This window comes from Marinobacter sp. NSM, from assembly GCF_052380025.1.
In the GTDB taxonomy this organism is placed as follows: domain Bacteria; phylum Pseudomonadota; class Gammaproteobacteria; order Pseudomonadales; family Oleiphilaceae; genus Marinobacter.
Genome location: NZ_JBQTCK010000002.1, coordinates 277516 through 300374, shown reverse-complemented (window position 1 = coordinate 300374; position 22859 = coordinate 277516). Strand labels below are relative to the sequence as shown.

Annotated in this window: 17 protein-coding genes; 9 read left to right on the top strand and 8 right to left on the bottom strand. The window is 60.7% G+C overall.

Annotated elements, in window-relative coordinates:
- Positions 1-38: 38 nt before the first annotated feature.
- The 3 genes from ACTZWX_RS05470 to ACTZWX_RS05460 all read left to right on the top strand — a co-directional run bounded on the left by ACTZWX_RS05470 (position 39) and on the right by ACTZWX_RS05460 (position 6537).
- Positions 39-2063: a TonB-dependent receptor domain-containing protein gene (locus tag ACTZWX_RS05470; protein ID WP_444713071.1), complete on the top strand. Its 2025-nt coding sequence runs from the start codon at positions 39-41 to the stop codon at positions 2061-2063.
- A gap of 182 nt (positions 2064-2245) precedes the next feature.
- Positions 2246-3301: an efflux RND transporter periplasmic adaptor subunit gene (locus ACTZWX_RS05465; RefSeq protein WP_444713070.1), complete on the top strand. Its 1056-nt coding sequence runs from the start codon at positions 2246-2248 to the stop codon at positions 3299-3301.
- 5 nt (positions 3302-3306) lie between these two features.
- Positions 3307-6537 carry an efflux RND transporter permease subunit gene (locus tag ACTZWX_RS05460; RefSeq protein WP_444713069.1) on the top strand — a complete coding sequence of 1077 codons (3231 nt, stop codon included), beginning with the start codon at positions 3307-3309 and terminating at the stop codon, positions 6535-6537.
- Between the two features lie 14 nt (positions 6538-6551).
- Here the strand turns inward: ACTZWX_RS05460 and ACTZWX_RS05455 are convergent, their stop codons facing one another.
- The gene (locus ACTZWX_RS05455) at positions 6552-7022 is read right to left on the bottom strand and encodes a potassium channel family protein (RefSeq protein ID WP_444713417.1); all 471 of its coding nucleotides are present in this window, start codon (positions 7020-7022) and stop codon (positions 6552-6554) included.
- A 121-nt stretch (positions 7023-7143) separates the two neighbouring features.
- Here ACTZWX_RS05455 and ACTZWX_RS05450 point away from each other — a divergent pair, with 121 nt between their 5' ends.
- From ACTZWX_RS05450 to ACTZWX_RS05430, 5 genes are read left to right on the top strand one after another with little or no spacing between them, the layout of a single operon-like run.
- A complete protein-coding gene (locus ACTZWX_RS05450) occupies positions 7144-8385 on the top strand; it encodes an efflux RND transporter periplasmic adaptor subunit (protein WP_444713068.1) in 1242 nt (413 codons plus the stop codon).
- Complete coding sequence (locus ACTZWX_RS05445; RefSeq protein WP_444713067.1) at positions 8382-11540, top strand: efflux RND transporter permease subunit; 3159 nt, start codon at positions 8382-8384, stop codon at positions 11538-11540. The genes ACTZWX_RS05450 and ACTZWX_RS05445 overlap by 4 nt, the downstream gene beginning before the upstream one ends.
- Before the next feature lie 39 nt (positions 11541-11579).
- Positions 11580-12230 (top strand): ABC transporter ATP-binding protein, encoded by a 651-nt coding sequence (locus ACTZWX_RS05440; protein ID WP_444713066.1) that lies wholly within the window; start codon positions 11580-11582, stop codon positions 12228-12230.
- A 6-nt stretch (positions 12231-12236) separates the two neighbouring features.
- The gene (locus ACTZWX_RS05435; RefSeq protein ID WP_444713065.1) at positions 12237-14495 is read left to right on the top strand and encodes an FtsX-like permease family protein; all 2259 of its coding nucleotides are present in this window, start codon (positions 12237-12239) and stop codon (positions 14493-14495) included.
- Positions 14492-15592, top strand: coding sequence for a lipocalin-like domain-containing protein (locus ACTZWX_RS05430; RefSeq protein ID WP_444713064.1), 1101 nt, complete (start codon positions 14492-14494; stop codon positions 15590-15592). The genes ACTZWX_RS05435 and ACTZWX_RS05430 overlap by 4 nt, the downstream gene beginning before the upstream one ends.
- A 4-nt stretch (positions 15593-15596) precedes the next feature.
- On the opposite strand, the gene ACTZWX_RS05425 is transcribed toward ACTZWX_RS05430, so the two are convergent.
- The 7 genes from ACTZWX_RS05425 to ACTZWX_RS05395 form a co-directional block, all read right to left on the bottom strand.
- Positions 15597-16517, bottom strand: coding sequence for a flagellar motor protein MotB (locus ACTZWX_RS05425; protein WP_444713063.1), 921 nt, complete (start codon positions 16515-16517; stop codon positions 15597-15599).
- Between the two features lie 2 nt (positions 16518-16519).
- Positions 16520-17296, bottom strand: a complete 777-nt coding sequence (pomA, locus tag ACTZWX_RS05420; protein WP_444713062.1) for a flagellar motor protein PomA — start codon at positions 17294-17296, stop codon at positions 16520-16522.
- Between the two features lie 63 nt (positions 17297-17359).
- Positions 17360-17782 carry a YkvA family protein gene (locus tag ACTZWX_RS05415; protein WP_444713061.1) on the bottom strand — a complete coding sequence of 141 codons (423 nt, stop codon included), beginning with the start codon at positions 17780-17782 and terminating at the stop codon, positions 17360-17362.
- A gap of 56 nt (positions 17783-17838) precedes the next feature.
- The gene (locus tag ACTZWX_RS05410) at positions 17839-18096 is read right to left on the bottom strand and encodes a TIGR03643 family protein (RefSeq protein ID WP_072678733.1); all 258 of its coding nucleotides are present in this window, start codon (positions 18094-18096) and stop codon (positions 17839-17841) included.
- A 9-nt stretch (positions 18097-18105) separates the two neighbouring features.
- A complete protein-coding gene (locus ACTZWX_RS05405; protein WP_444713060.1) occupies positions 18106-19749 on the bottom strand; it encodes a phytoene desaturase family protein in 1644 nt (547 codons plus the stop codon).
- Entirely contained in the window at positions 19743-20231 is a 489-nt protein-coding gene (locus ACTZWX_RS05400) for a DUF6231 family protein (protein WP_061331195.1), read from the bottom strand. The genes ACTZWX_RS05405 and ACTZWX_RS05400 overlap by 7 nt, the downstream gene beginning before the upstream one ends.
- Positions 20228-21553, bottom strand: a complete 1326-nt coding sequence (locus tag ACTZWX_RS05395) for a DASH family cryptochrome (RefSeq protein WP_444713059.1) — start codon at positions 21551-21553, stop codon at positions 20228-20230. Before ACTZWX_RS05395 ends, ACTZWX_RS05400 begins: the two co-directional genes overlap by 4 nt.
- A 152-nt stretch (positions 21554-21705) precedes the next feature.
- On the opposite strand from ACTZWX_RS05395, the gene ACTZWX_RS05390 reads away from it, so the two are divergent.
- Entirely contained in the window at positions 21706-22818 is a 1113-nt protein-coding gene (locus tag ACTZWX_RS05390; RefSeq protein ID WP_444713058.1) for an S-(hydroxymethyl)glutathione dehydrogenase/class III alcohol dehydrogenase, read from the top strand.
- Positions 22819-22859 lie beyond the last annotated feature (41 nt).

Here is a 22859-nt window from a genome sequence, read left to right as displayed (position 1 = left end):
CTCATTATCAAACCGCGCCGTTACAAGGAACGCCCTGCATGCTCAAGAAACGTCTGGCTCGCAGTATCAGTCTGGTGTTGGCTGGTTTTACCCTCACCCCTGCCGTTCACGCCCAGATGGGAGGAGAAGATTCGTTACTGATACGGGTGACGGAGGGGCAATCCGCAGAGGCGGCAAGGCTTTCGGCTGCCGCCGTGCAGTCGGAGCCGGTGCAGCGGTTGTCGGGCAGCGCGTCGGTGTCGCTGTCTCGAATGGGAGGGCGGGGCCTTGACCCGGTGATTCGAGGCCAGAATGAGGAACGGGTAGACGTGCTGCTGGATGGCATGCGGGTTGAAGGTGCCTGCCCAAGCCGTATGGACCCGCCCACCAGTCGATTGAGCACGGCACTGGCGCCGGTGTTGGAAGTGCGAACCAGCAATCGCACTCTGCGTTGGGGGCCGATTGCCGGTGGGCAGGTGGTGGCCACCACGGCGGCACCGGAATTTTCCGGCGAGAATCTCACCACGGGCCATCTCACCTTGGGCGGTGCGGATAATGGCGATGGCAAGCTGGTGAATGGCAGTGTCGCGGTTGGCAGTAAGGCCTCCTACCTGCGGATGGCCGCAGGCTATGACGAAGCCAACGATTATGAGGACGGCGACGGCAACAAGGTTCGCAGCTCCTATGAGAATACCGAGGGCCGGGTGGACGCTGCCTGGACAGCGGACAACGGTCTCTATATCAAAGGCCTGGTGACCCGGCAGGAAGAGCGGGATGTGAAGTTTCCGGGCCGAGGCATGGATGCGCCAAAAACCGATACTGAGCTCTATAGACTGGAAATCGGCGCACCAGTGGCCGAGGGCGCCTGGAGCCTGATGGCCTGGCAGGCAGACGTGGACCATGTGATGGATAACTTCAGCCTGCGGGAGTCTGCCATGAAAATGCAGACCGACTCGCAAACCCGCACCCAGGGTGCCCGGCTAGTGCTGGACCAGACCATCAACGTTACCAAAGACATCGCCATTGGTTTGGACATGGAAAGTAATGAGTGGGATGCCACCATGTACAACGGCATGAATCTGGACAACCCGGCGTCGTTGATGTGGCCGGGTGTGGAGCGGGACCGTGTTGGTGTCTTCGTGGAGGCATTTCACCGGATTCGGGTCAATACCCGCCTGGGTGCCGGTATCCGCTATGACCGGGTTGAAATGAATGCCACCCGCGCCGGAGACAGCTTCCGGATGATGCCCGGGGCGCCCATGACCATGACCCCTGCAATGCTGTATATGAGCGCCTATGGCGTGACGGACACCAAGGCCGACGATAACAATGTCAGCGGTTTTGTCACCGGGGAGTGGCGACTGTCTCCGATCAACACCCTGGAAGCCACCGCTTCGCATAGTGTTCGTTCCCCCAGCGTGAACGAGCGCTACGTTGCCCAGAGAACGATGCGAGGCTCCTGGATTGGTAATCCGGATCTGGAAACCGAAAAGCACAACAAGCTGGAAGTGAGCCTGTCTGGCCGTGATGGCAACTGGAGCTGGCGGCCGGCGGTCTGGGTGGACCAGGTAGAAGACTATGTTTATCGATTTGATACCCGCAATCCAGACGGCACGGTGGATACCCGGTACGCCAACATCGATGCTCGATTACTGGGTGTGGAAGGTCTGGTTGGCTGGAGCAACGGCACCTGGAGTAGCAGCAGCAAGCTGGCCTCCGTTCGCGGAGAAAATCGCGATGCGGACAAGGCCTTGCCGAGAATTCCGCCAATCCAGTTTATTCAGACCCTGGGCTGGCATTATCAGGGGCACACCCTGGAGGCAGAGTGGCAACTGGCTCGCCGACAGGACCGGGTGGATCTGGAGTCCGGCCTGGACCCAAGCACTTCACCGGGTTATGGCGTGTTCAATCTGTCGGGAACCCATCCGCTGGTGGCGAACCTGAGCTTTACCTGGGCGGTGGATAATCTGTTTGACAACACCTGGGCGTATCACGTCAGTAAGGACAACCTCGCAGACAGCGGTGTTTTCAGGGTCAACGAGCCCGGTCGCACTCTGCGTGCCGCGCTGACCGCGCGCTGGTAGACACGGTTATGGCGGTTGCCCGCTTCTCATAGCCGGCGGGTGACATTGTGCCCCGGGTAGATGACGAATCTGCCCGGGGCTTTTTTGATGCCTGGCCGGGTATTCGGAGTGGCCAACCTGATCAAAGTTGATAGGTGGTGCTAGAATGTGGTTATCAAGAAAGACTAAAAAGGTATAAAAGAATGCTCAGACCTGCGCTGTTGACCTGGCTTATGGCTTCCTGGTTGCTCCTGCCTGCAGCGGCTCAGTCTGATGAGTTGGCGTTGGCGGACGTGGTGCGTGCCTCAGTAAGCGAAGTCCTTCACCTGGATGGCCGGATTGAAGCCGTGCAGCAAAGTACGGTCTCCGCCCAGACCTCCGGCACCGTGGTCGAGCTGCCCTTCGATGTGGATGATTCGGTAGCCGCCGGTGACCTGATTGTCCGCCTGGAAGACAGCGAGCAGCGTTCGCGACTCAATCAGGCCCTGGCCGGCCTGGAAGAAGCCCGTTCCGGCCTCGACAATGCTCGCCAGCAATATGAGCGGGTAGAAGCCATCCATGAGCGGGGCCTGGTGTCACGGCAGGAATTTGATCAGGCCAGGAACAATCTCAGCGCATCACAGGCCCGGGTAGAGCGTGCTGAAGCTGCCGTGGATGAAGCCCGGAAGCAACTGGATTACACCCGGATCGTTGCTCCTTACGGCGGTATTCTGACCGAGCGCCATGTGGAGTTGGGAGAATCTGTGAACCCGGGCCAACCGCTCCTGAGTGGGTTATCGCTGGAACAGTTGCGGGTGGTGGTGGATCTGCCCCAGAAATACGCAGACCTTGCCCGCAGCGAACGCCAGGCAACGGTTACCCTGGCCGATGGCCGTGTGCTGGAGACCGGTGAGCTGACTTTTTACCCTTATGCCAACCCGGAAACCCACACCTTCCGCCTGCGCCTGCGGCTGAATGAGCCGAATGGCAGTCTGTTTCCGGGCATGCTGGTCAAGGTGGGGGTGCCGGTAGCAAGCCGGGAGGCCTTGTGGGTGCCCGCGTCCGCTCTGGTTCAGCGCAGTGAGTTGAGGGCGGTGTTTGTGCTTGATAGTCAGGGCCAGGCGCGGCTTCGACAGATACGCGTGGGCAGCCGGGACGGCGATCGTCTGGAAGTTTTGTCCGGTGTGTCTGCGGGTGAGCGGGTGATTACCAACCCAGCGATGCTGGTTGGCAGCGACCGGCTGAATCTCAGCCAGCCTTCCGCAGCTGAACAGGAGTAACCGGCGTGACGGATCAATTGCCTCCGGTAGGCCCCTCCGGTGCCATTGCCCGGGTTTTCCAGAACAACCACCTGACGCCGTTGCTGGCCATTCTGGCCATTATCCTCGGTATCCTTTCGGTCGTCATAACGCCCAAGGAAGAGGAACCCCAGATTGATGTCACCATGGCCGACATTATGGTGGCGTTGCCGGGTGCCAGTGCCCGGGAGGTGGAGAGTGCGATCGCCACGCCTGCCGAACAGGTAATGAGTGAAATCAAAGGTGTGGAGCACGTGTATTCGGTGTCCCGTCAGGGTCAGGCGGTAGTGACCGTGCAATTCGAGGTGGGTATCGCCCGCCAGGAAGCGTTGGTTCGGCTTTACAATCAGGTGTACTCGAATCAGGACTGGTTGCCGGCGAACCTGGGTGCCACACAGCCGGTCATCAAACCCCGCGGCATTGACGATGTGCCGGTGATGACCCTGACCCTCTACGACCCCACCGGTGAGCACACAGGGGAAGAACTTACCCGCCTTGCTCATATGCTTGAAGTCGCCCTGAAACGGGTGCCCGGTACCCGGGACATCTACACCGTCGGCGGCGTACCGGACCGGGTGGATATTGTGTTCAATCCGGCGTTGCTGGCGGGGTTCGGACTCACCACGGCGGATATCGAAAGTGCGTTGCAGTCGGCCAATGCTGCCAGTCAGGAGTCCAGAATAGCCCGGGACAATTTTTCGATTCCGGTGCAGGCCGGCACGTTGCTGGAATCGGCGGACGACGTAAAGCGCCTGGTGGTGGGCATGCACCAGGGCGCAGCCGTGTTCCTGGATGACGTTGCCGAGGTTCGCCGTGGGCAGACGGTTCCGGACCAAAGCGTGTTAACCGGATTTGGCCCCGCCCATCCGGAAGGTCGGGCCGGCAAGGCGGGCGATGTCTATCCGGCGGTCACCCTGGCCATCGCCAAGAAACCGGGCGAGAACGCCATCGACATCACGACGGCCATTGAACAACGCCTCAGTGAATTGCGAAACCGGGCCTTACCGGCGGATATCGAAGTCCTGGTCACTCGGGATTACGGCGTAACCGCCTCGGAGAAGGCGCAGAAACTGATCTCAGACCTGATTTCCGCCACCCTGGCTGTTATGCTGCTGGTGCTGGCCTTCATGGGCTGGCGCCAGGCCTTGATTGTGGGCGTCTCGGTACTGATTACCCTGTTGCTGACCCTGGTGTTCTCCTGGGCCTGGGGCTTTACTCTGAACCGGGTGTCGCTGTTCGCGCTGATCTTCTCCATCGGTATCCTGGTGGACGACGCCATTGTCATTACCGAGAACATCAACCGCCGGATCCAGAACAGCCGGCGGGCGATCAAAGACATCATTCCGGTGGCGGTGGATGAGGTGGGCACCCCCACCATCATGGCCAGCCTGACCATCATGGCGGCGCTGTTGCCCATGGCGTTCGTGACCGGCCTGATGGGCCCCTACATGAGCCCGATTCCAATCAACGCGTCGGCGGGTATGGTGATGTCCCAGGTTGTCGCCTTTGTTGTGGCGCCCTGGCTGGCGTTCCGGCTGCTGAAACACAGGCGGGGCGAAGAGGCCGGGGAACAAGCCGATGCCGGCAATTCCGCCGAGGGTGTCAGCCCCCTCGCCCTGAAGCTATTCAGCGGTGTGCTGACTCCGTTCCTGGGGGACCATGCCTGGCGGCGCCGGTTCCTGGCCCTGGGTGTCATCCTGCTCACCGTGGCTGCGGCGTCGCTGCCGGTGTTCCTGGCGGTGATACTGAAAATGCTGCCGTTTGACAACAAATCTGAACTGCAGATTGTGGTGGATATGCCTGAACACACGCCGATGGAGCAGACCCAGCGGGCGCTGACAGAAATGGGCCATTACCTGGAAACCGTGGAGGAAGTCGATAACTGGCAGGCCTACGCGGGCACAGCATCCCCAATGAACTTCAACGGGCTGGTGCGCCAGTACTACTTGCGGGGTGCCCCCTACCACGGCGATATCCAGGTCAACCTGGCCGGAGCCGGGCAGCGTTCCCGGCCATCCCACGACATTGCCCAGGCGGTGCGCGGGCCGCTGACCGATATCGCCCGGCGCTACGATGCCAGCGTCAAGATCGTGGAAGTGCCGCCGGGGCCTCCGGTGCTGTCACCGGTGGTGGCCGAAGTCTATGCCGCCGATGCGTTCCGGCGGGCTGAGCTGGCAAACCTGATCGCTGCGGATATGGCGACGATCGACGGCTTGGTGGATATCGATACCACCCTGGAAGCGCCCACCCAGCAGTGGGAAGTGGTGGTGGACAGGGCCCGGGCCGCGCGGTTGGGAGTCTCCCAGGCCCAGGTGGTGGCAACACTGCAAACGGCCCTCGGCGGTGTCAATGTCAGCTACCTGCATGACGAACAGGCCAAGTACCCGGTGCCGATTCGGGTGATCCTGTCTGAGGCCGACAAAGCCCAGCCATCGGCCCTGATGTCCATCAAGGTGCGCAGCCGAGACGGTAACCTGGTGCCCCTGGCCAGCGTTGCTGACGTGCGGGAAGCGGACTGGATGGGCGCCATCTACCACAAGAACCTGCTGCCGGTAACCTACGTGACCGCCGACATGGCCGGTGATATCGACTCACCGCTGTACGGCATGTTCCGCATGGTCAGCCTGCTTAACCAGCAGGATGAGGCTCCGGAGCAGTTCTTTATCCAGCAGCCACCGTTGCCGGAGAAAGGCACCCTCAAGTGGGACGGCGAGTGGCAGATTACCTACGAGACCTTCCGGGATATGGGGGCTGCTTACAGCGTGGGCGTGTTCATGATTTTCGTGTTGCTGGTGGCCCAGTTCCGTTCCTACCTGCTGCCCTTGATCATCATGGCGCCGATTCCGCTCACCCTGATTGGTATCATGCCCGGCCATGCCCTGCTGGGTAAGGAATTCACCGCCACCAGCATGATTGGCATGATTGCCCTGGCCGGTATCATCGTGCGCAATTCCATCCTGCTGGTGGTGTTCATTCAGCAATTGCTGGAGGAGGGAGTAGAACTCGAGCGTGCGGTGGTACTGGCGGGCGCCGTGCGTATCAAACCCATTGCCCTGACAGCCATCTCGGCGGTGGTGGGTGCTTACTTCATCCTGACAGACCCGATATTCAATGGCCTGGCGATTTCGCTGATTTTTGGTTTGCTCATGTCAACGATGTTCACGGTGATCGTGGTACCGCTGTTGTATTACACCCTGGCCCGTTGCCGTCGGATTTGAGCACGGGGCAGGCGCTAGCGCGTCGGCCAGTAGCGTTGCATCTCCAGGAACAGGAACGAGGCGCTCCAGGTAATTAGAAGAAAGCCGGTGAGCGCTTCAATTCCGGTCAGGTGGCGCAGTGCCCCCAGGGCTTCGATATCGCCATAACCGAGGGTGGTAAACGTGGTGAACGAAAAGTAGACGGTGGTCATCAGGCTGCCATCAAAGTTGCCCACAAGCTCGCCCCATCCCTCAGCATGGTGCATGTAGTAAAACGCGGTGGCAAAAATCCAGACCTCAGCGGCGTGTGCCGTCAGGCAACCGAGTACCGCGACAATCAGACGGAAGTGATGGCTTTTGCGCATTTTGCCGAGGAGGCTACTCAGGCGAAGTAGTGTCTCATTGTGAATAATGACCACGATACAGACCAGAGCAGTGTTCAGCAGCGTTACGTTCCAGAGGGTGTCGTGAGTGTTTTCCAAAGGACGGAACTCCCGGTTGAGCATGCGCGACAAACAGGCTGTGAACATTTGTCGCAGCCTGACAACAATCCGATTGATGTCGAAAATTGTATAGTAGTTTTAACGCAGCGATGCGACCTTTCCACTCTAAGCGTGAAATTTGCCCATGTACAAGCGTCTGATTCCCCTCCTTATCGTGGCCCTTGGCGTTGCCGGCTTTCTGTTGTTGAAAGCAACGCGGCCTCAACCGCCTGAAGTCTCTGCCTCGGAGCGCAGCTGGCAGGTGCAGGTGCAGGAGGTGGTTCCGGATACCCGGGTGCCGGTGCTTCCGCTGTATGGTGAGGTGGTGGCGCCGGATCAGCAAACCGTTACCGCTACCCTGGCGGGGCGCATTGCCGAACGCCCGGCGTCGGAGGGCAGCCGGGTGCGCCAGGGCGACCTGCTGTTGGCCCTGGATGACGCAGATGTTGAGCCGGCCCTGGCCCAGGCCAGAGCCCAGGTGGAAGACCTGCAGGCCCAGATCCGCTCCGAGCAGGTGCGGCATCGCAACGACCAGCGGGCGCTGGCCAGCGAGCAGGCCATTGTGGACAACGCCCGCCGGCAGTTTGAACGGATTGAATCACTGGTTGGCCGTAACCTGGCGTCCCGGGAAAACCTGGAAGTTGCCACCGACGCCCTGGCCCGGGCGGAGTTGACCGTCAGTACCCGTGAGCGCGCCATTGATGAGCACCCCGCGCGGCTGCAAAGCCTGCAGGCCCGGTTGTTACAGGCCAACGCAAACCTGGCGGCGACGGAACGGGACAGCGAGCGGGCCCGGGTTGCTGCCCCCTTCGATGGTGTGGTCACCAACGTGCAGGTGGCCGTGGGGGATCAGGTGTCCCGCAATCAATCGCTGTTATCAATCTACCCGATCGCCGGCCTGGAGGTGCGTGCCAGGGTGCCGGAAGTGTTCCAGCGTGAACTGCTGGCGGCACTGGAGCGAGGGGAAACCTTGCAGGCCCGGACCCATGGCGGAGAACATCGGTTTGTGTTGAGCCGGTTTGCCGGGTTGGCTGACCCTTCTGGTACCGAAGCCGTGTTGACCCTGGAGGGTGAGCCGGCAGGTCTGCGCCCCGGCGCTCTGGTGCCCCTGATACTGGAGCGGCCGGCCCGGGAGCAGGCCGTGGAAGTGCCGTTCAGCGCCCTGTACGGCGCCGACAGTGTTTACCTGATGACCGACGACCAGCGCATGCAACGGGTACAGGTGGAACGGATTGGCGAGGCGGTGGCCAGCAACGGCGAACGCCGGTTGCTCATTGCCGGCGACCAACTCACCCCCGGCGCCCGACTGATCACTACCCACCTGCCCAATGCCATGACCGGCCTGAAAGTTGAGGTGGCGGGCGACAACGGGGAGTCATCAGAGTGAGGCGCAGAAAAGGCATTATCGGTTTCTTCGTCCACCACCGGGTAGCCGGCAATCTGGTTATGCTGGTGATGATTCTTGGCGGTGTGCTGGCCCTGGGCCGGATGAATATCCAGTTCTTCCCCACCTTCGCCCTGGACGTGGTAAGCGTGCGGGTGGTGTGGAGTGGCGCGTCTGCAGAGGATGTCGAACGGGGCATCACCGATCCCCTGGAACAGCGACTGCGCAGTGTCGATGGCCTGAAGAAAATGACCTCTACTTCGGCCCAGGGTATCTCTTCCATTACCCTGGAATTCCACGAGGGTACCGACCCGATCCAGGCGGTGGACGACGTTCGCCAGCAGGTGGACGAATTCAACAACCTGCCTGCGGATGCGGAAGAACCCCAGGTGGCCCGGGTGGAACGCTATGAGCCGGTCGCCCGGCTGTTGATCTACGGCGAGGTGGACCGGAGTGAGCTGCGAACCCTGGTGTACCGGTTTGAAGATGAGCTGCTTGATCGCGGCATTGATCGCATCGCCATCCGCGGCCTGCCGGAACAGCAGATCAGTATCGATGTGCCGGTGGAGCGGCTGGAAACCCTAGGACTTTCACTGGAACAGATTGCCGACCGGGTCGCTTCGTTGTCGCGGGACCTGCCGGCGGGCATGATGGCCCAGCAGGATGCCACCCGGGAACTGCGTTCGGTGGAACAGCGGCGCAGCCCCCAGGCGTTCGAGACCGTTCCTGTGCTCAGTGGTGATCGGGTTCGAATGCAGCTGGGTGATATTGCTGTCATCCGCCAGGAAGCCCGTGACAACCAGACGGTGATGGAGAACCATGGCGTGCCTGCGGTGGAACTACAGCTGCAGCGCTCGGAAAACGGCAACTCCCTGGCCGCCGCCAAGGTGCTGGAAACCTGGCTGGAAGACACCCGGCCGGTGCTGCCCGATTCCATCAAAATGGAAGTGTATGACGAAACCTGGCAGCTGTTGCAGGATCGTATCTCCCTGTTGGTCAACAACGGCCTGGGTGGCCTGGTGCTGGTGGTGGGGTTGCTGTACCTGTTCCTGCCGGGGCGCGTGGCCATGTGGGTGGCGATCGGAATTCCTACCGCCTTTCTGGCCGCGCTGGCGGTGCTCTGGCTGATTGGTGGCTCCATCAACATGATTTCCCTGTTTGCCTTGATCATGGCGCTGGGGGTGATCGTGGACGATGCCATCGTGGTGGGCGAGGATGCCGATGCCCATGCGCGAATGGGTGAGGAATCTATTTATGCCTCCGAGGGTGCCGCCAAGCGCATGGTTTGGCCGGTGCTGGCATCGTCTCTGACCACTGTGGCCGCGTTTATGCCGTTGCTGGTGGTGGGTGGCGTGATCGGCAACATCCTGGGTGACATCCCCCTGGTGATGATCTGTGTCCTGATTGCCTCGCTGGTGGAGTGCTTCATCGTGCTGCCGGCGCACTTGCGCCATGCCTTCAAGCGCAAAACTGAAAAGGCAGGCCAGCCGGCGACTGCAAAGCGTCAGCCAAACCCGGTCACTCGGCTTCGCAATGGCTTTGAGCGGCGGTTTGATGCTTTTCGCGATGGCCCGTTCCGGCGATTTTCCCGTTACAGCCTGAAGCATCGCGGCGTGACGGTGGCCAGCGCTCTGGCCCTGGCAATCCTCACCGTCGGTCTGCTGGCTGGCGGTCGTCTGGGTTTCAATTTTTTCCCGACACCGGAGCCCTCGGTGTTCTACGCCAACGCCAGTTTTGTCGCCGGTACCGATAAGCGCGAGGTGGCGGATTTCATGCGCGAGATGCAGCGCACTCTGAACGAAACAGAGCAGGCACTGGGCGGTAATCTGATTCTCCATGCGGTGACCACCTACGGCGCTACCCAGGGTGCGGAAGGTAGTTCCCGGAATGATGACGAGCTCGGTTCCATGTTGGTGGAATTGGTGCCCTCAGACCGCCGGGATGTCCGCAACCCGGAATTCATTGATCAATGGCGCCAGCGTCTGCCGTTACCCGCAGGGCTGGATTCGCTCAACATCAGTGAGCGCCAGGCCGGACCGCCAGGGCGGGATGTGAACATTCGCCTGACTGGCGAAAGCGCCGATAACCTCAAACGTGCCGCAGACGAAGTTGCCCAGGCACTCAGCACCCTGCCGGGGGTGCTGGATGTGGAAGATGACATGCCCTGGGGCCGGGAACAGTTGATCTATCAGGTGAGCCCCTATGGTGAAGCCCTGGGCTTGACCACCATGGATCTCGGGCGTCAGCTGCGGGCAGCCTTTGATGGCCGTATTGCCCAGATCTATCAGGACGGCCGTGACGAGATTGAAGTGCGGGTGCAGCTACCCCGCGATCAACGGGAGCGGTATTCCACCCTCGAGCAAATGACGGTGCGTATTCCGGATGGCCGGTTCGTGCCGTTGACCCAGGTGATGAACCTGGACCACCGCCAGGGTTTCCAGGCCCTGCGCCATGCCGACGGCAAACTGGCGGTGGAGGTGACCTCGGCCCTGAATACCCGGGTGGCCACCACCGATCAGGTACTGGAAAGCCTGCAGGCCGGCGCCCTGCCGGACATTGCCAGCCGGTACGGCGTGCGTTATAGCTTCGAGGGGCGGTCTGCCGATCAGCGCGAAACCATGGACGACATGAAAACCGGCCTGGTGATCGGTATCGCACTGATGTATGTGGTGCTGGCCTGGGTGTTTGCCTCCTGGAGCCTGCCGCTGATCGTGATGGCGATCATTCCCTTTGCCCTGGTGGGTGCCTTGTTGGGGCACTGGCTGATGGGGTTGCAGCTGACCATTCTGTCGTTGTTCGGCCTCTTCGGCTTGTCCGGGATTGTGGTCAACAACGCGATTATTCTGGTGTCGTTCTATAACCAGCAGCGCCAGAAAGGACTGGGTATTACCGATGCCCTCAATGAAGCAGCCGTACAGCGGGTTCGGGCAGTGTTGCTGACCTCCCTCACCACCATCGGTGGCCTGTTGCCGCTGTTATTTGAAACCTCCCTGCAGGCGCAGTTCCTGATTCCCATGGCGACGTCCATCGCCTTTGGCCTGGGCCTGTCCACCTTCCTGGTGTTACTGGTGATACCGGCACTGTTGTCGTGGCTGGAGCAGTTCCGGGAATGGCGTGCGCAGCGCCACGGCGAAACGCCGGAACCCCTGCAGGGTTGAACGTTGGGGGGCGAATTGGCCAACGGGGAGAACGTTAAGGTGCACAGTGCAGTGAACGTCAGCGGCTTACGTAAAACCTTCGGCCAGGGCGATTCGGCCGTTGCCGTGTTGTCTGGCCTGGGCTTTGATCTGCCTGCCGGCAGTTCGCTCGCCCTGATGGGGCGTTCCGGCTCCGGCAAGTCCACCTTGCTGAATATTCTGTGTGGGCTGGAGCAAGCGGATGACGGTATCGTGACGTTGTTTGGCGAGGACGACCGGACTGCCGACTGGCCATGCCTGCGCCGCGAGCGAATCGGTGTGGTGTTTCAGGAAGCCAACCTGATGCCGACCTTGTCGCTGCTGGATAACGTGCGCCTTCGCGCCTCTATGGCCGGCCAGCCGGAAACCCGTTGCCAGCATTGGCTGGAGGTGCTTGGTATCGGAGAACTTGGCCACCGGTTTCCGGACCAGGTGTCTGGCGGCCAACGCCAGCGGGCGGCGCTGGCCATGGTCTTCGCCATGGCGCCGGACCTGATTCTGGCAGACGAACCCACCGGCAGTCTGGACCGCAACACGGCCAACGAGGTGGCTGATGAGCTGTTCAGACTCCAGGGCGAAACCGGTTGCAGCCTGATTCTCGCTACCCACGACCCGGAGCTGGCGGCCCGCTGCCAGCAAACGCTGGACCTTGGCCATCGGTCCGGGGGCTGAGCGCCCATGACGGTGTTTACCGCCCTGCTCAGCCACTATCGCCGGCACCCCTGGCAGGGCGCCGCGCTGGCCCTTCTGATGCTGCTGGCCACCGCCTTGTGGACCGGTATTCACCACCTGACCAGCCAGGCCCGCGACAGCCTCGGCCAGAGTGAACGGCTGGTGGAGGTCCGTGAACAGGTGCTGCGAGTTGATGGTGCAGCGCTCTCGGTAGAGGATTTTGTCTCGCTTCGCCGTCAGGGCCTGTGCGTGATGCCCTGGCTGGAAGTCTTGCCGGACGGGCAGTCCCGCCGGGTGATTGGCGTCGACCCTCTGGCGGCGCTGTGTTTTCAGGACCAGGCTGATGTTGCCAGCTTTGATGGCCAGCCACTGGTTGGCCAGCCGTTCCTGGATATCGCCGACGCAGCTGCTCTAACGGCCGCCGAACAGCAGCTGTTCCTGATCCTGGCGGCGGGCGAGGGTCCTTTGCCCTCGGCCTATCGTACGGCCCCTTTCGCTTTGTCACCGGATACCGGCCAGCTGGGCGACAGTTTCCTGCTGAACCTGGATGCCTTGAGTGTACTGGTGTTGCTGATTACCGGGTTGCTCCTGCGCAGTGTCTATCTGTTGTCGCTGTCCCAGCGCCGGGACAGTTTCGCGCTCCTGGCCCGCTTTGGGGTGTCTGGCCGGCGGGTGCGCGGGCACCTGCTGTTGGAGCTTCTGTGTCTCGCCGCCCTCACCCTGATACCGGGTATCTGGCTCGGTCAGGCGCTGGCCTCGGTACTGGAAGGTGGCTTCGCCAATGTCATGGAAGGGCTGTTTGATAGCCGTCAGTTGGCGACCAGCGGCAACCACTGGCGGGTGCCCGCATTGGTGATGACCGCGCTACTGCTCGCCGTTGCCATGGTGGATTGGCTGATGCCGATGGTTGCCCGCACCACGCCGGTCAGCCGCCTGCGGCCCGCAGCGGCCACATCTTTGGTGTTGGTTGGCCTGGCCGGTGTGTGGCTGGCCGATGTCTTGTGGCTGCTGTTTGTGGCACTGGCACTGGTGTTAGCCGGTATCGGGTGGTTAATGCCCCGGGGCCTGTCGTTGTTGTCTGGTGCAGGTGTGCGGGCCAGCGCCAAGCCGGGTTGGCGCTGGTGGTGGGCCGAGTTTGGCGTGTTGTGCCGGCGCCTGGCGTTGCCCCTGGTGGCGTTACAGTTCTCCCTGGCCATGGTGTTGGCCGTGCAGGCTTTGGTGATTACCTTTGAAGACACCTTTGATCGCTGGTTGAGCCAGCGATTGTCGGCGGATGTCTACGTGCAGGTGCCCGAGGGCGCGGACAGCGCACTGGCTGCCAACTGGCTGACGGAGCATCTTCCAACCGCAGGCGAAGGGCTTTGGCACCATGTCCAGCGTGGTTCGGGCCGCTTGCGGCATGGGCAAGCCTGGCAAGATGTGGATATCTTTGCCGTGGCGCCGGTTGGCCCGCTGATGACTGGCTGGGGCCTGCTTGTGCAGACACGACAGCCCTGGCAGGCACTGGCGTCTGGTGCCGGTGTGATGGTTAACGAGCAGCTCGCCTATCGCCAGGGACTGTCCGTGGGCGCCGAACTGGAGCTGGTGCTGGCGGAGCGGGCCCTTAAACTGCCGGTGCTGGCCATCTACCCGGATTATGGCCGACCCGCGGGAGAAGTGATGATTGCCGGGCAAATTCTGCCGCCGGATTTCGAGGTGACGTTCGAGAGTTTCTCGATCTCCCCGGCCAGTGTCCCTATTGAAACCATCACTGACGCCTTTCGCGCACTCTGGGGCGAGCCGGCGTTGACCATCCGCGACAATCGCGCCATTCAGGACCTGGCCAACCGGGTGTTCGAGCAGACTTTTATGCTGACCCGTGCCATGACGGTGCTGACCCTGGCACTGGCGGCGGTTGCCCTGTTACTGATGGGCTGGGTGTTTCTGTCCACCCGCCTGTGGTACTTCCGGCTGCTGGAAGTCTGGGGCATGACTAAAGCAGAGATCTTCCGGAAACTCCTGCTGTTGGCGCTGGCAGTCACCCTGAGTGCAGCGGCGCTGGCTTTGCCGCTGGGCGTTGGCCTGACCTGGGTACTGGTGCAGCGCATCAACCCCCTGGCCTTCGGCTGGTCACTGCCGATGGCTGTCTATCCGGTCTTCTGGTTGGAATTGCTGGCCCTGGCGTTGCTGATTGGCGGCTGTATTGCCTTGCTGATGCGCCGGCAGTTGGGGCGCCCTGCGGTTCGGCCATCGGTGACCGGTAGCGTGACAGGAGAAGAGCGATGAGGCTCCGTTGGCTGACCATGGTGCTTGTCTACGGGTTGCTTGCAGGCTGCAGCGAGCCTGGCACAGACGCGGGTTTTGCCGGTCTGGGCGGAACGACCGGCACTGACGACGGATTCGAGCAGCCGGGACCGGGCACGGAACTGGTTTTCCCCCGGGACTTCGGCCCTCATCCGGCCCATCGCATCGAATGGTGGTACCTCACCGCAAACCTGGAAACGGACGCCGGCGAACCACTGGGTCTGCAGTGGACCCAGTTCCGCCAGGCCATCGAGCCCCGGGATTATGCATCCCCGTCACCGGAGCCCTCGGGCTGGCCATTAAAGGCGGCCTGGATGGCCCATGCCGCCGTCAGCTACCGGGGGCAGCATTGGTTCGGCGAACGACTGGCACGGGGTGATCTGGGCCAGGCCGGTGCCACCGCGGAGCCCTTCCAGGTTTGGCTCGACCATTGGCAACTGACCACGGGCGAATCGTCGGACCAGTGGCAGCTAAAGGTCAGTCATGGGCAACCCGCCACGGAGGACTACTGGGCGTTTGATCTTGAGCTGACCGTGCGGGGGGCGCCGGTGGCTCACGGGGTTGACGGGTTCAGTGCCAAGTCGGCCAGCGGTGAAGGCTCCATGTATTTCAGCCTGGTGGACATCGAGGTGACCGGACAGGTGAGGTTAGGGCGTGAAACGCTGTCGGTAAGCGGCAAGGCCTGGTTCGACCGGGAGTGGAGTAGCCAGTTTCTGAAAGCGGGTCAGCAGGGCTGGGACTGGTTTGCCCTGCACCTGGATTCTGGCGACAAACTGATGGCGTTCCAGCTAAGGGAGCAGCAAGATCATTTCCGCTCCGGCACCTGGATGCCGGCGGGTGGTGAACCGATTGCTCTGGCTCCGGGCCAGTTGCAGTTGGAGCCGGGGGCTGGTGCCGGGCCTGTTCCCACCCGGTGGCGCTTGACGGTGCCGGACCATGATCTGGATCTGACGCTGTCGGCTCCCCCAGGCAACTACACCAACGATGGTTTGTATCCCTACTGGGAAAGCCCGGTAACGGTGACTGGCAGTCACGAAGGTGTCGGTTATATGGAGCTTACGGGCTACTCCGAACAGTAGCGCGCTACCAGACCAGGTCGCCGGATGGTGAAGTCTGCTCAGACCGCAGATCAATGATCGCTTCCTGGTTTTGCTGTTCGGCTTCAATAAGCTCCCGCAATCGGATTTCCTGTTCTTCCAAGGGGCCCGACAGGTCAATGATGATTTCCACGCGCCGGTTCTTGGCCCGGTTGTCTGCGGTGGTGTTTGCCACCCGGGGTCGGGTATCGGCCAGGCCGGTCACTCGCAGGCGCTCGGGCGACACCTGTTCCCGGGCCAGCAACACATTCGCTACTGCGGCTGCCCGGGCCGCTGACAGGTCCCAGTTGCTGAAGAATCTTTCCGTACGGATCGGGATGTTGTCGGTGTGGCCTTCTACCGCCAGATCGCCGGGCATGTCGGCTAGCACCTCTGCCATGTCAAGCAGCAAGCCCTCGAATTCCCAGGTCAGCTGAGCAGACCCGGACGGGAAGGATCCCTTCTCTTCGACCCGGATAACAATTCGGCGCTGGTCTTCCGAGACATTGATGCGCCCGTCCATAATCGCCGGCTCCAGTACTTCCAGGATCTCTGCCAGGTTGACATCCATCTGTTCCTGAATAGCGTCCTGCACCGCCTGCTCGGTGGGGTCGTTAAGTGTCTGCAGTTGCGGCTGCTGATCGGTGGTGGTCTGGCGGATTTCATTGACCACCGTCGGCTCCGGCGGTGCCGGTGAGAACTTGTCGAAGATCGGGCTGGTGCCCATGGGGACTTCCAGGGCCGGAACTTCCCGCTGAACGCCAAAGGCTTTGGATAATTCACCGGCAATCTGCTTGAACTTCTGGGCGTCGATTTCGGAGAACGACAGCAGTAACACGAAGAAGCACATCAGCAACGACATCAGGTCGGCAAAGGTGACAACCCAGGCCGGTATCGCACGCTTTTCCTCTTCCGGTATCTCGTCCATGGTCAGTCGCTTACCGTCTCCGCTTCACCTTTCTTTGCGCGCTCTTTCGGGGGCAGGTAAGAAGACAGCATCTGTTCAATGATTCGGGGGTTGGTGCCTTCCTGTATGGCCACCAGCGCATCAATGTAGAGGGACTGCATACGGGCTTCTTCGGTCATTCGCAGCGACAGTTTGTCGGCGATGGGCGTGGCAATCATGGTGGCGATCATGGCGCCGTAAAGCGTGGTAAGGAGCGCCACCGCCATGGCCGGGCCGATGGATTTCGGATCTTCCATATTCGACAGCATCTGTACCAGGCCGATCAAGGTACCGATCATACCCATGGCCGGCGCCACATCAGCCAGGGCGTTGAACACCTTGGCCCCGGAACGGTTGTGGTCCAGGGTCATCAACCGCTCTTTGTTAAGCAGCTGTTTAATGGTGTTGGCGTCCTGGCCATCCACCAGCATCTGAATGCCCTGGGCCAGAAACGGAGAGCTGACGTCCCGGCCCTCAAGCCCCAGAACACCCTGTTTACGAGCTATCTGCGCGACTTCCACCAGCTCGTCTATGCTGGCCTGGGTTTCTGGCAGTTTGAACTTGAAGGCACGGGCAGCCACTTTGAAGGCATCGAAAAACTGGCTAAAACTGAACTTTGCGAGAACCACCAGCAGGCTGCCCCCGACCACGATCAGCAAAGATGCCGGGTTGAGAAACACCTCAGGGGACACGCCCAGTATCACTGCCGATGCAATAAGCATGATGGCGCCGACCAGGCCGATCAGGGTGGCAAAATCCACGGTTACTCCGTTCACTGCACAGGGTTGGGGAAGAGAGACGAGAGAATACCCTCTGATTATTCCTTAATCAATTGTCATTGTGGAGACGTTGTTGTCGTCCTGCTGTGCTTTCCATGCGGCATAGCGGTGGAGGTCTGACTCCACCAGTTTCAGGCACAGCGCCACTATGCCGGCGTCTTCGAGAAAGCCGATGCCGAAAATGATGTCTGGAATCAGATCGATGGGGTTCAGCACATACAATAGCGTGCCGGCGATGGCGGCAATGCTTTTCCAGGGAATGGCTTGATAATCGCCCCGCCAGTAATCCCGAACTAACGCAAACATTAAACGGATGTCGGTGGTGAACCGGCGCAACCGGCCGCTGCTGAGCACCTTTTTCTCAATCGCTTTCTGGCGCTCTAACAGAGACTCCAGGTCGTCTTTGCCAACCTTGTCTGCCTCGTGTTTCAGTTGTGAGGCCGCTGCTTTTTCGGAAAAGAATGCCATAGCTTTGCCTGGTCGTTATTCGATACCCCTAACGGTAACGAAACTCGTGGATGACGTCATCTGTGTTTGTACTGGGTCGGGCAGTGAGCTCGCAGAACACCCTCCGGCCTCAGCCGGGCATGCTTTGTGTTACGCCCGCTGACACGCTTGCGCCAAAGCCGGAAGCTGCCCGCTTTCAGCTCCCGACGCATCAACTTGATGACTTCTTTCTCCGGCAGCCCAAAGCAGGCTTCGATGGCCTCAAAGGGTGTGCGGTCTTCCCAGGCCATTTCGATAACCCGAGACAGGTCTTCAGGTGTCAGTGTGGAGCTCATCGCAGCACCTCAGCCCACAAAGATCCGTTTGGCCAGGCCCGCGCCTTTCAGACCTCGGATCGCCAGGGTGGTCACCAGCCCGCCAATCATCGCGCCCACCACACCGCAGGTGAGGATGTCCTGCCCGGTCAGGTACAGGCCGGGGATATCAGTTTTCGGCCTCAGCCAGCGTTGCTCGAAGCGTTCAGGGGTGTGGTCCAGGCCATAGAGTTCGCCTTGCTCGTAACGGCAGAACCAGGCCGTAGAGAGCGGTGTGGACGTTTCCACATAGTCCACCTTGCCCCGGAGCTGGGGCAGTTTCTTATACATCACCTCCAGCAACTGGTCGGTGATCCGGGCTTTCACTGCCTCATAGTCATCCCCCCGCTTGCCCCAGGTGGAGCCCTGCCAGGGCTCGAACATCTCCCAGGTGGTGGGGGCCACAATTTCAATGGTGGAGGTGTCGGGCCAGCGGTTCTGGTAATCCGGGTCTTTGGCGGCCGGGAACGAGATGTAGACCACGGGGAAAGGCGCGCCCTGGGGGTCTTTCAGGAACTGCTCCACGTTGCCATCGTGGTCTGCGCTCGGGTAAATCCAGAAGTTGGTGCGGGGCAGGCCGAGCTGTTCGGGCGTGCCTTTCAGGCCTATATAAAGGCCGATATGTGGCATGGACGGCTTGATATGTTCCCGGTTACCGGGATAGCCAATGCTGTCAGCGACGGACTCGGGCAGCAGTCGTTCGAAGGTATTGATCACCCCTGCATTGCTGATCACCAGTGGCGCGCGGATGTCATGGCCGTCGGCCATGCGCACGCCAACGGCCTTGCCCTTCTCGATCAGGATTTCCTTCACATCGGCGTAGGTGAGCACATCGCCACCCCCGGCCTGAATCACCGGGATGATGGTTTTGGCAATTTCCGAGGCGCCGCCCACCGGGTAGAAGCCGCCATACAGGTAATGCTTGGCAATCAACGCATGTACCATGAAGCTGGAATGCTTCGGGGTAACCCCGCAATCGCCCCACTGGCCGGTGATGGCGCCAATCAGCTCCTGGTTGTCGGTCAGGTCGCTTAACACCTCGTAGGTGGTCCGGTTAAAGCAGTCCGGGAGGACGGTTTTCAGACCCCGGGAAACCAGCGGGCCGGCCAGTGCCGGGGACAGTTTGGACAGGGTGTACCACTGCATGCCGTCGGCAACTTTTCCGAGCAGGGTCAGGTAGCGATCGATGGCTTCGCTTTCGTTCGGGAACGACACCAACAGGGAATGTCGCAAGCCTTCCTTGCCGGCCCTGAGATTGACGACCTTGTCGCCCAGGAAGAAACGGTCGTAGTTCTCGTCCATGGGCGCCCATTCAAGCTTGCCGTCGGTGATGTAATCGAACAGCCGGCGGCCAAGAGTATGGCGGGCGCCCATGTCACCAATGTAGTGCACACCCACGTCCCATTCATAGCCATTGCGGGCATAGCTGTGGGTGTAGCCGCCTGCGGTGTAATGCTGTTCCAGAACCAGCACCTTATAACCGGCTTTGGACAGGCAGGCGGCGGTGGTCAGGCCGCCAATGCCGGAGCCGATCACCAAGGCGTCATAAGGGCCTTTCAAACGGCTGGCTCGATAGCGGGTGCCGATACGGATGGAGCTGGGTGTCAGTGTTTTTGAGGTTGTTTTCTTTACCACCACGATTTTCCCCACATGTGCGGATTGGCCCAGTTATCGGGATTGTTCCAGGCCCGTTTATGGTTGTAAGTATCCAGATTGTAGGTGTAAAGCGTGAGTGCGCCGTTCTCGGTTTCCAGCTCTGCGTGGCGCTGGAAACCCAGAGCGATGAAATCGGTAAAGCCCCAATCGGAGGACTGGGGCATAACGACGGCAATCTGGTGGGCGCCGTAGTTCCTCAGTTGGCCCAGTAACAGGGCGCCTTCTTCGTAGGGAAGGTGCTCAAGGGTGTCGGTGATCAGGGCCAGATCCGGTGTCTGGGCCGGTGGCAGGTGGGCGTTTGGGTCTTTGGTGTCCAGAGTCAGTAACTGGCACCCTGCCTGCTGCTTCCAGACTGCTGCAACGTCGTTGGCGGTGCTGCCGCAAGAAAGCAGGGTTTGGGGTTGGCTGGTGTCGATGATTCGTGCCAGAACCTTGGCCGGGCTGTCCGCTGATGTGCTCATAGAATGGGCCAGTCTGCTGCGTCCACGGTATGCAGGCCCACCGGTTGTGAAGACCTGCCCTGCCATCGTTCAACGAAGGCTCCATCAGGATCGTATTGTTGCGCCTGCTTGTCCAGATTGAATTGCCGCAAGCCTCGCGGGTCTGCGCCCACGCCGGCCAGATACTGCCAGTTGCCATAGTTGCTGGCGACATCGTAGTCCACCAACTGCTGCTCAAACCAGGCTGCGCCGTAGCGCCAGTCCAGCTCCAGTTCATGCACGAAGCAACTGGCGACCAATTGCCTGGCCCGGTTGCTCATGTATCCGGTTTCGCGCAGTTGGTTCATGGCGGCGTTGACGATGGGATACTGGGTGTTTCCTTCACACCAGGCCTTAAAACGATGGCCATAGAAGGTCGCCTGCCGATGCTTGCGCTGAACACCATCCCGGCGGAACAGGCGGCTGCCGTGTTTGAGCGCGTACCAGTAGAAGTATTCGCGCCAGAGTAGCTCGAACCAGAGCCAGTAAGTGGAATCGTTGCGGGTGTGCTGGCGCTCGTAGTCTTCGATGGTGGCAGCCACCTCCCGAGCCGACAGGCTGCCATTGGCCAGCCAGGGGGAAAACTTGGAGGACGAGTCCCAGTCATCCAGGGCGTTACGGGTTTCCTTGTAGGTGGCAATGCCGTGGTTGCCAAAGCAATACTCTTGCAGGCGCGCCAGCCCGGCAGCCTCTCCGCCCGTAAACGCCAGCGCCGATGAGGGCTCCGGGATCGGCGGGCACTCACCCCGGTTGTCTTCCGGGAACCCGGGCGGCGGTGGCAGGGCGGTCAGCGTGCGAATACGTAGAAGATCGGGGCCCCGGTCGCCCTGCTTCTCGATCCGCTTGCGGAACTGGGAAAAGGTTCCGGGCAGCTCGCTGACAGGCACAGGCAGCGAGCCTACTGTATACAGGCTCAGGGTTTCGAACTCCTGAAACAGGGTGTTTGGCAACTTCTGTTGAAGCGTCCGCCACTGTTGCGCTTCGATGGTGCCGGGCTGGCGTGAGCGAATAACACGATCAATGGAATGCTGGTGAACCAGCCCAGGGAGTGCCTGCTCCGGTTCTGCGAAGGCAATGTGCAGCCGCTGCCCCAGGGCCCGCAGGCTGCGCTCAAGGTCGGTCAGGCTTTGCCACAGAAATCGCCATCGATGCTCACCCATCGCCCGGCACTGGAATGGCCCGTTGGCAAACCATCGGGGATCCACCACGTACACGCACAGCAACATGTCAGAGCGGGCCGCTGCCAGTAACGCTGCGTTGTCGTGCATTCGCAGGTCGCGGGTAAACCAGTAGAGCGTTTTCAAAGTAATAACCTTTCTGAAAAGTTACCGGAACATACGTCAGTAATTGCCCGGAGGATTGGCGTCTGTCTAAGGCCTTGAGGGCACTGACGTGCTAAAGTTCAAGGTTAATGCTGGCAGGCAATTCGACTCAACCGAATACCAGGAGATTGAAAGTGATTAAATCCCGCGCGGCTGTTGCGTTTGAAGCAAACAAGCCACTGGAAATTGTAGAGGTGGATGTGGCTCCGCCCCAGGAAGGCGAGGTTCTGGTAAAAATTGTGGCTACCGGTGTGTGCCACACCGATGCCTACACCCTCTCCGGCGCTGATCCCGAGGGCCTGTTTCCGACGATTCTGGGCCATGAGGGTGGCGGTATTGTGGAAGCCGTTGGCCCGGGTGTAAAAGACCTGAAAGTGGGTGACCATGTTATCCCCCTTTACACCGCTGAGTGTGGCGAGTGTAAGTTCTGTACCTCCGGCAAGACCAACCTGTGCGGTGCGGTGCGGGCCACCCAGGGCAAAGGCGTGATGCCGGATGGTACTTCCCGTTTCTCGTACAACGGCCAGCCGCTATACCACTACATGGGCTGCTCTACCTTCTCCGAATATACCGTGCTGCCGGAAATTTCCCTGGCCAAGATTCCCAAAGAAGCGCCGCTGGAAAAGGTGTGCCTGCTGGGTTGTGGTGTCACCACCGGCATCGGTGCGGTGATGAACACCGCAAAGGTGGAAGAGGGTGCCACCGTGGCCATCTTCGGCCTGGGGGGTATTGGCCTGGCTGCGATCATCGGCGCGACCATGGCCAAGGCCAGCCGCATCATTGCCATCGACATCAATCCGGGCAAGTTCGACATCGCCAAACAGCTGGGCGCCACCGATGTGGTTAACCCCAACGATTATGACAAGCCAATCCAGGAAGTCATTGTCGAGATGACCGATGGCGGTGTGGACTACTCGTTTGAATGTATCGGTAACGTGAAGGTTATGCGTGCGGCCCTGGAATGCTGCCACAAGGGCTGGGGTGAGTCGGTGATCATCGGTGTTGCCGGTGCCGGCGAAGAAATCAGCACGCGCCCGTTCCAGCTGGTGACCGGTCGGGTCTGGAGAGGCTCAGCCTTTGGTGGCGTCAAGGGCCGTACCGAGTTGCCGTCCTATGTGGAGAAAGCCGAGAAGGGTGAAATCCCGCTGGATGTGTTTATCACCCATGAAATGCCGCTGGAGGACATCAACAAGGCGTTTGACCTGATGCACGAAGGCAAGAGCATTCGTACGGTGATTCACTTCTGATCAGAGATTTACCCGTATCAGAATGTCAAAGGGGAGGCCGC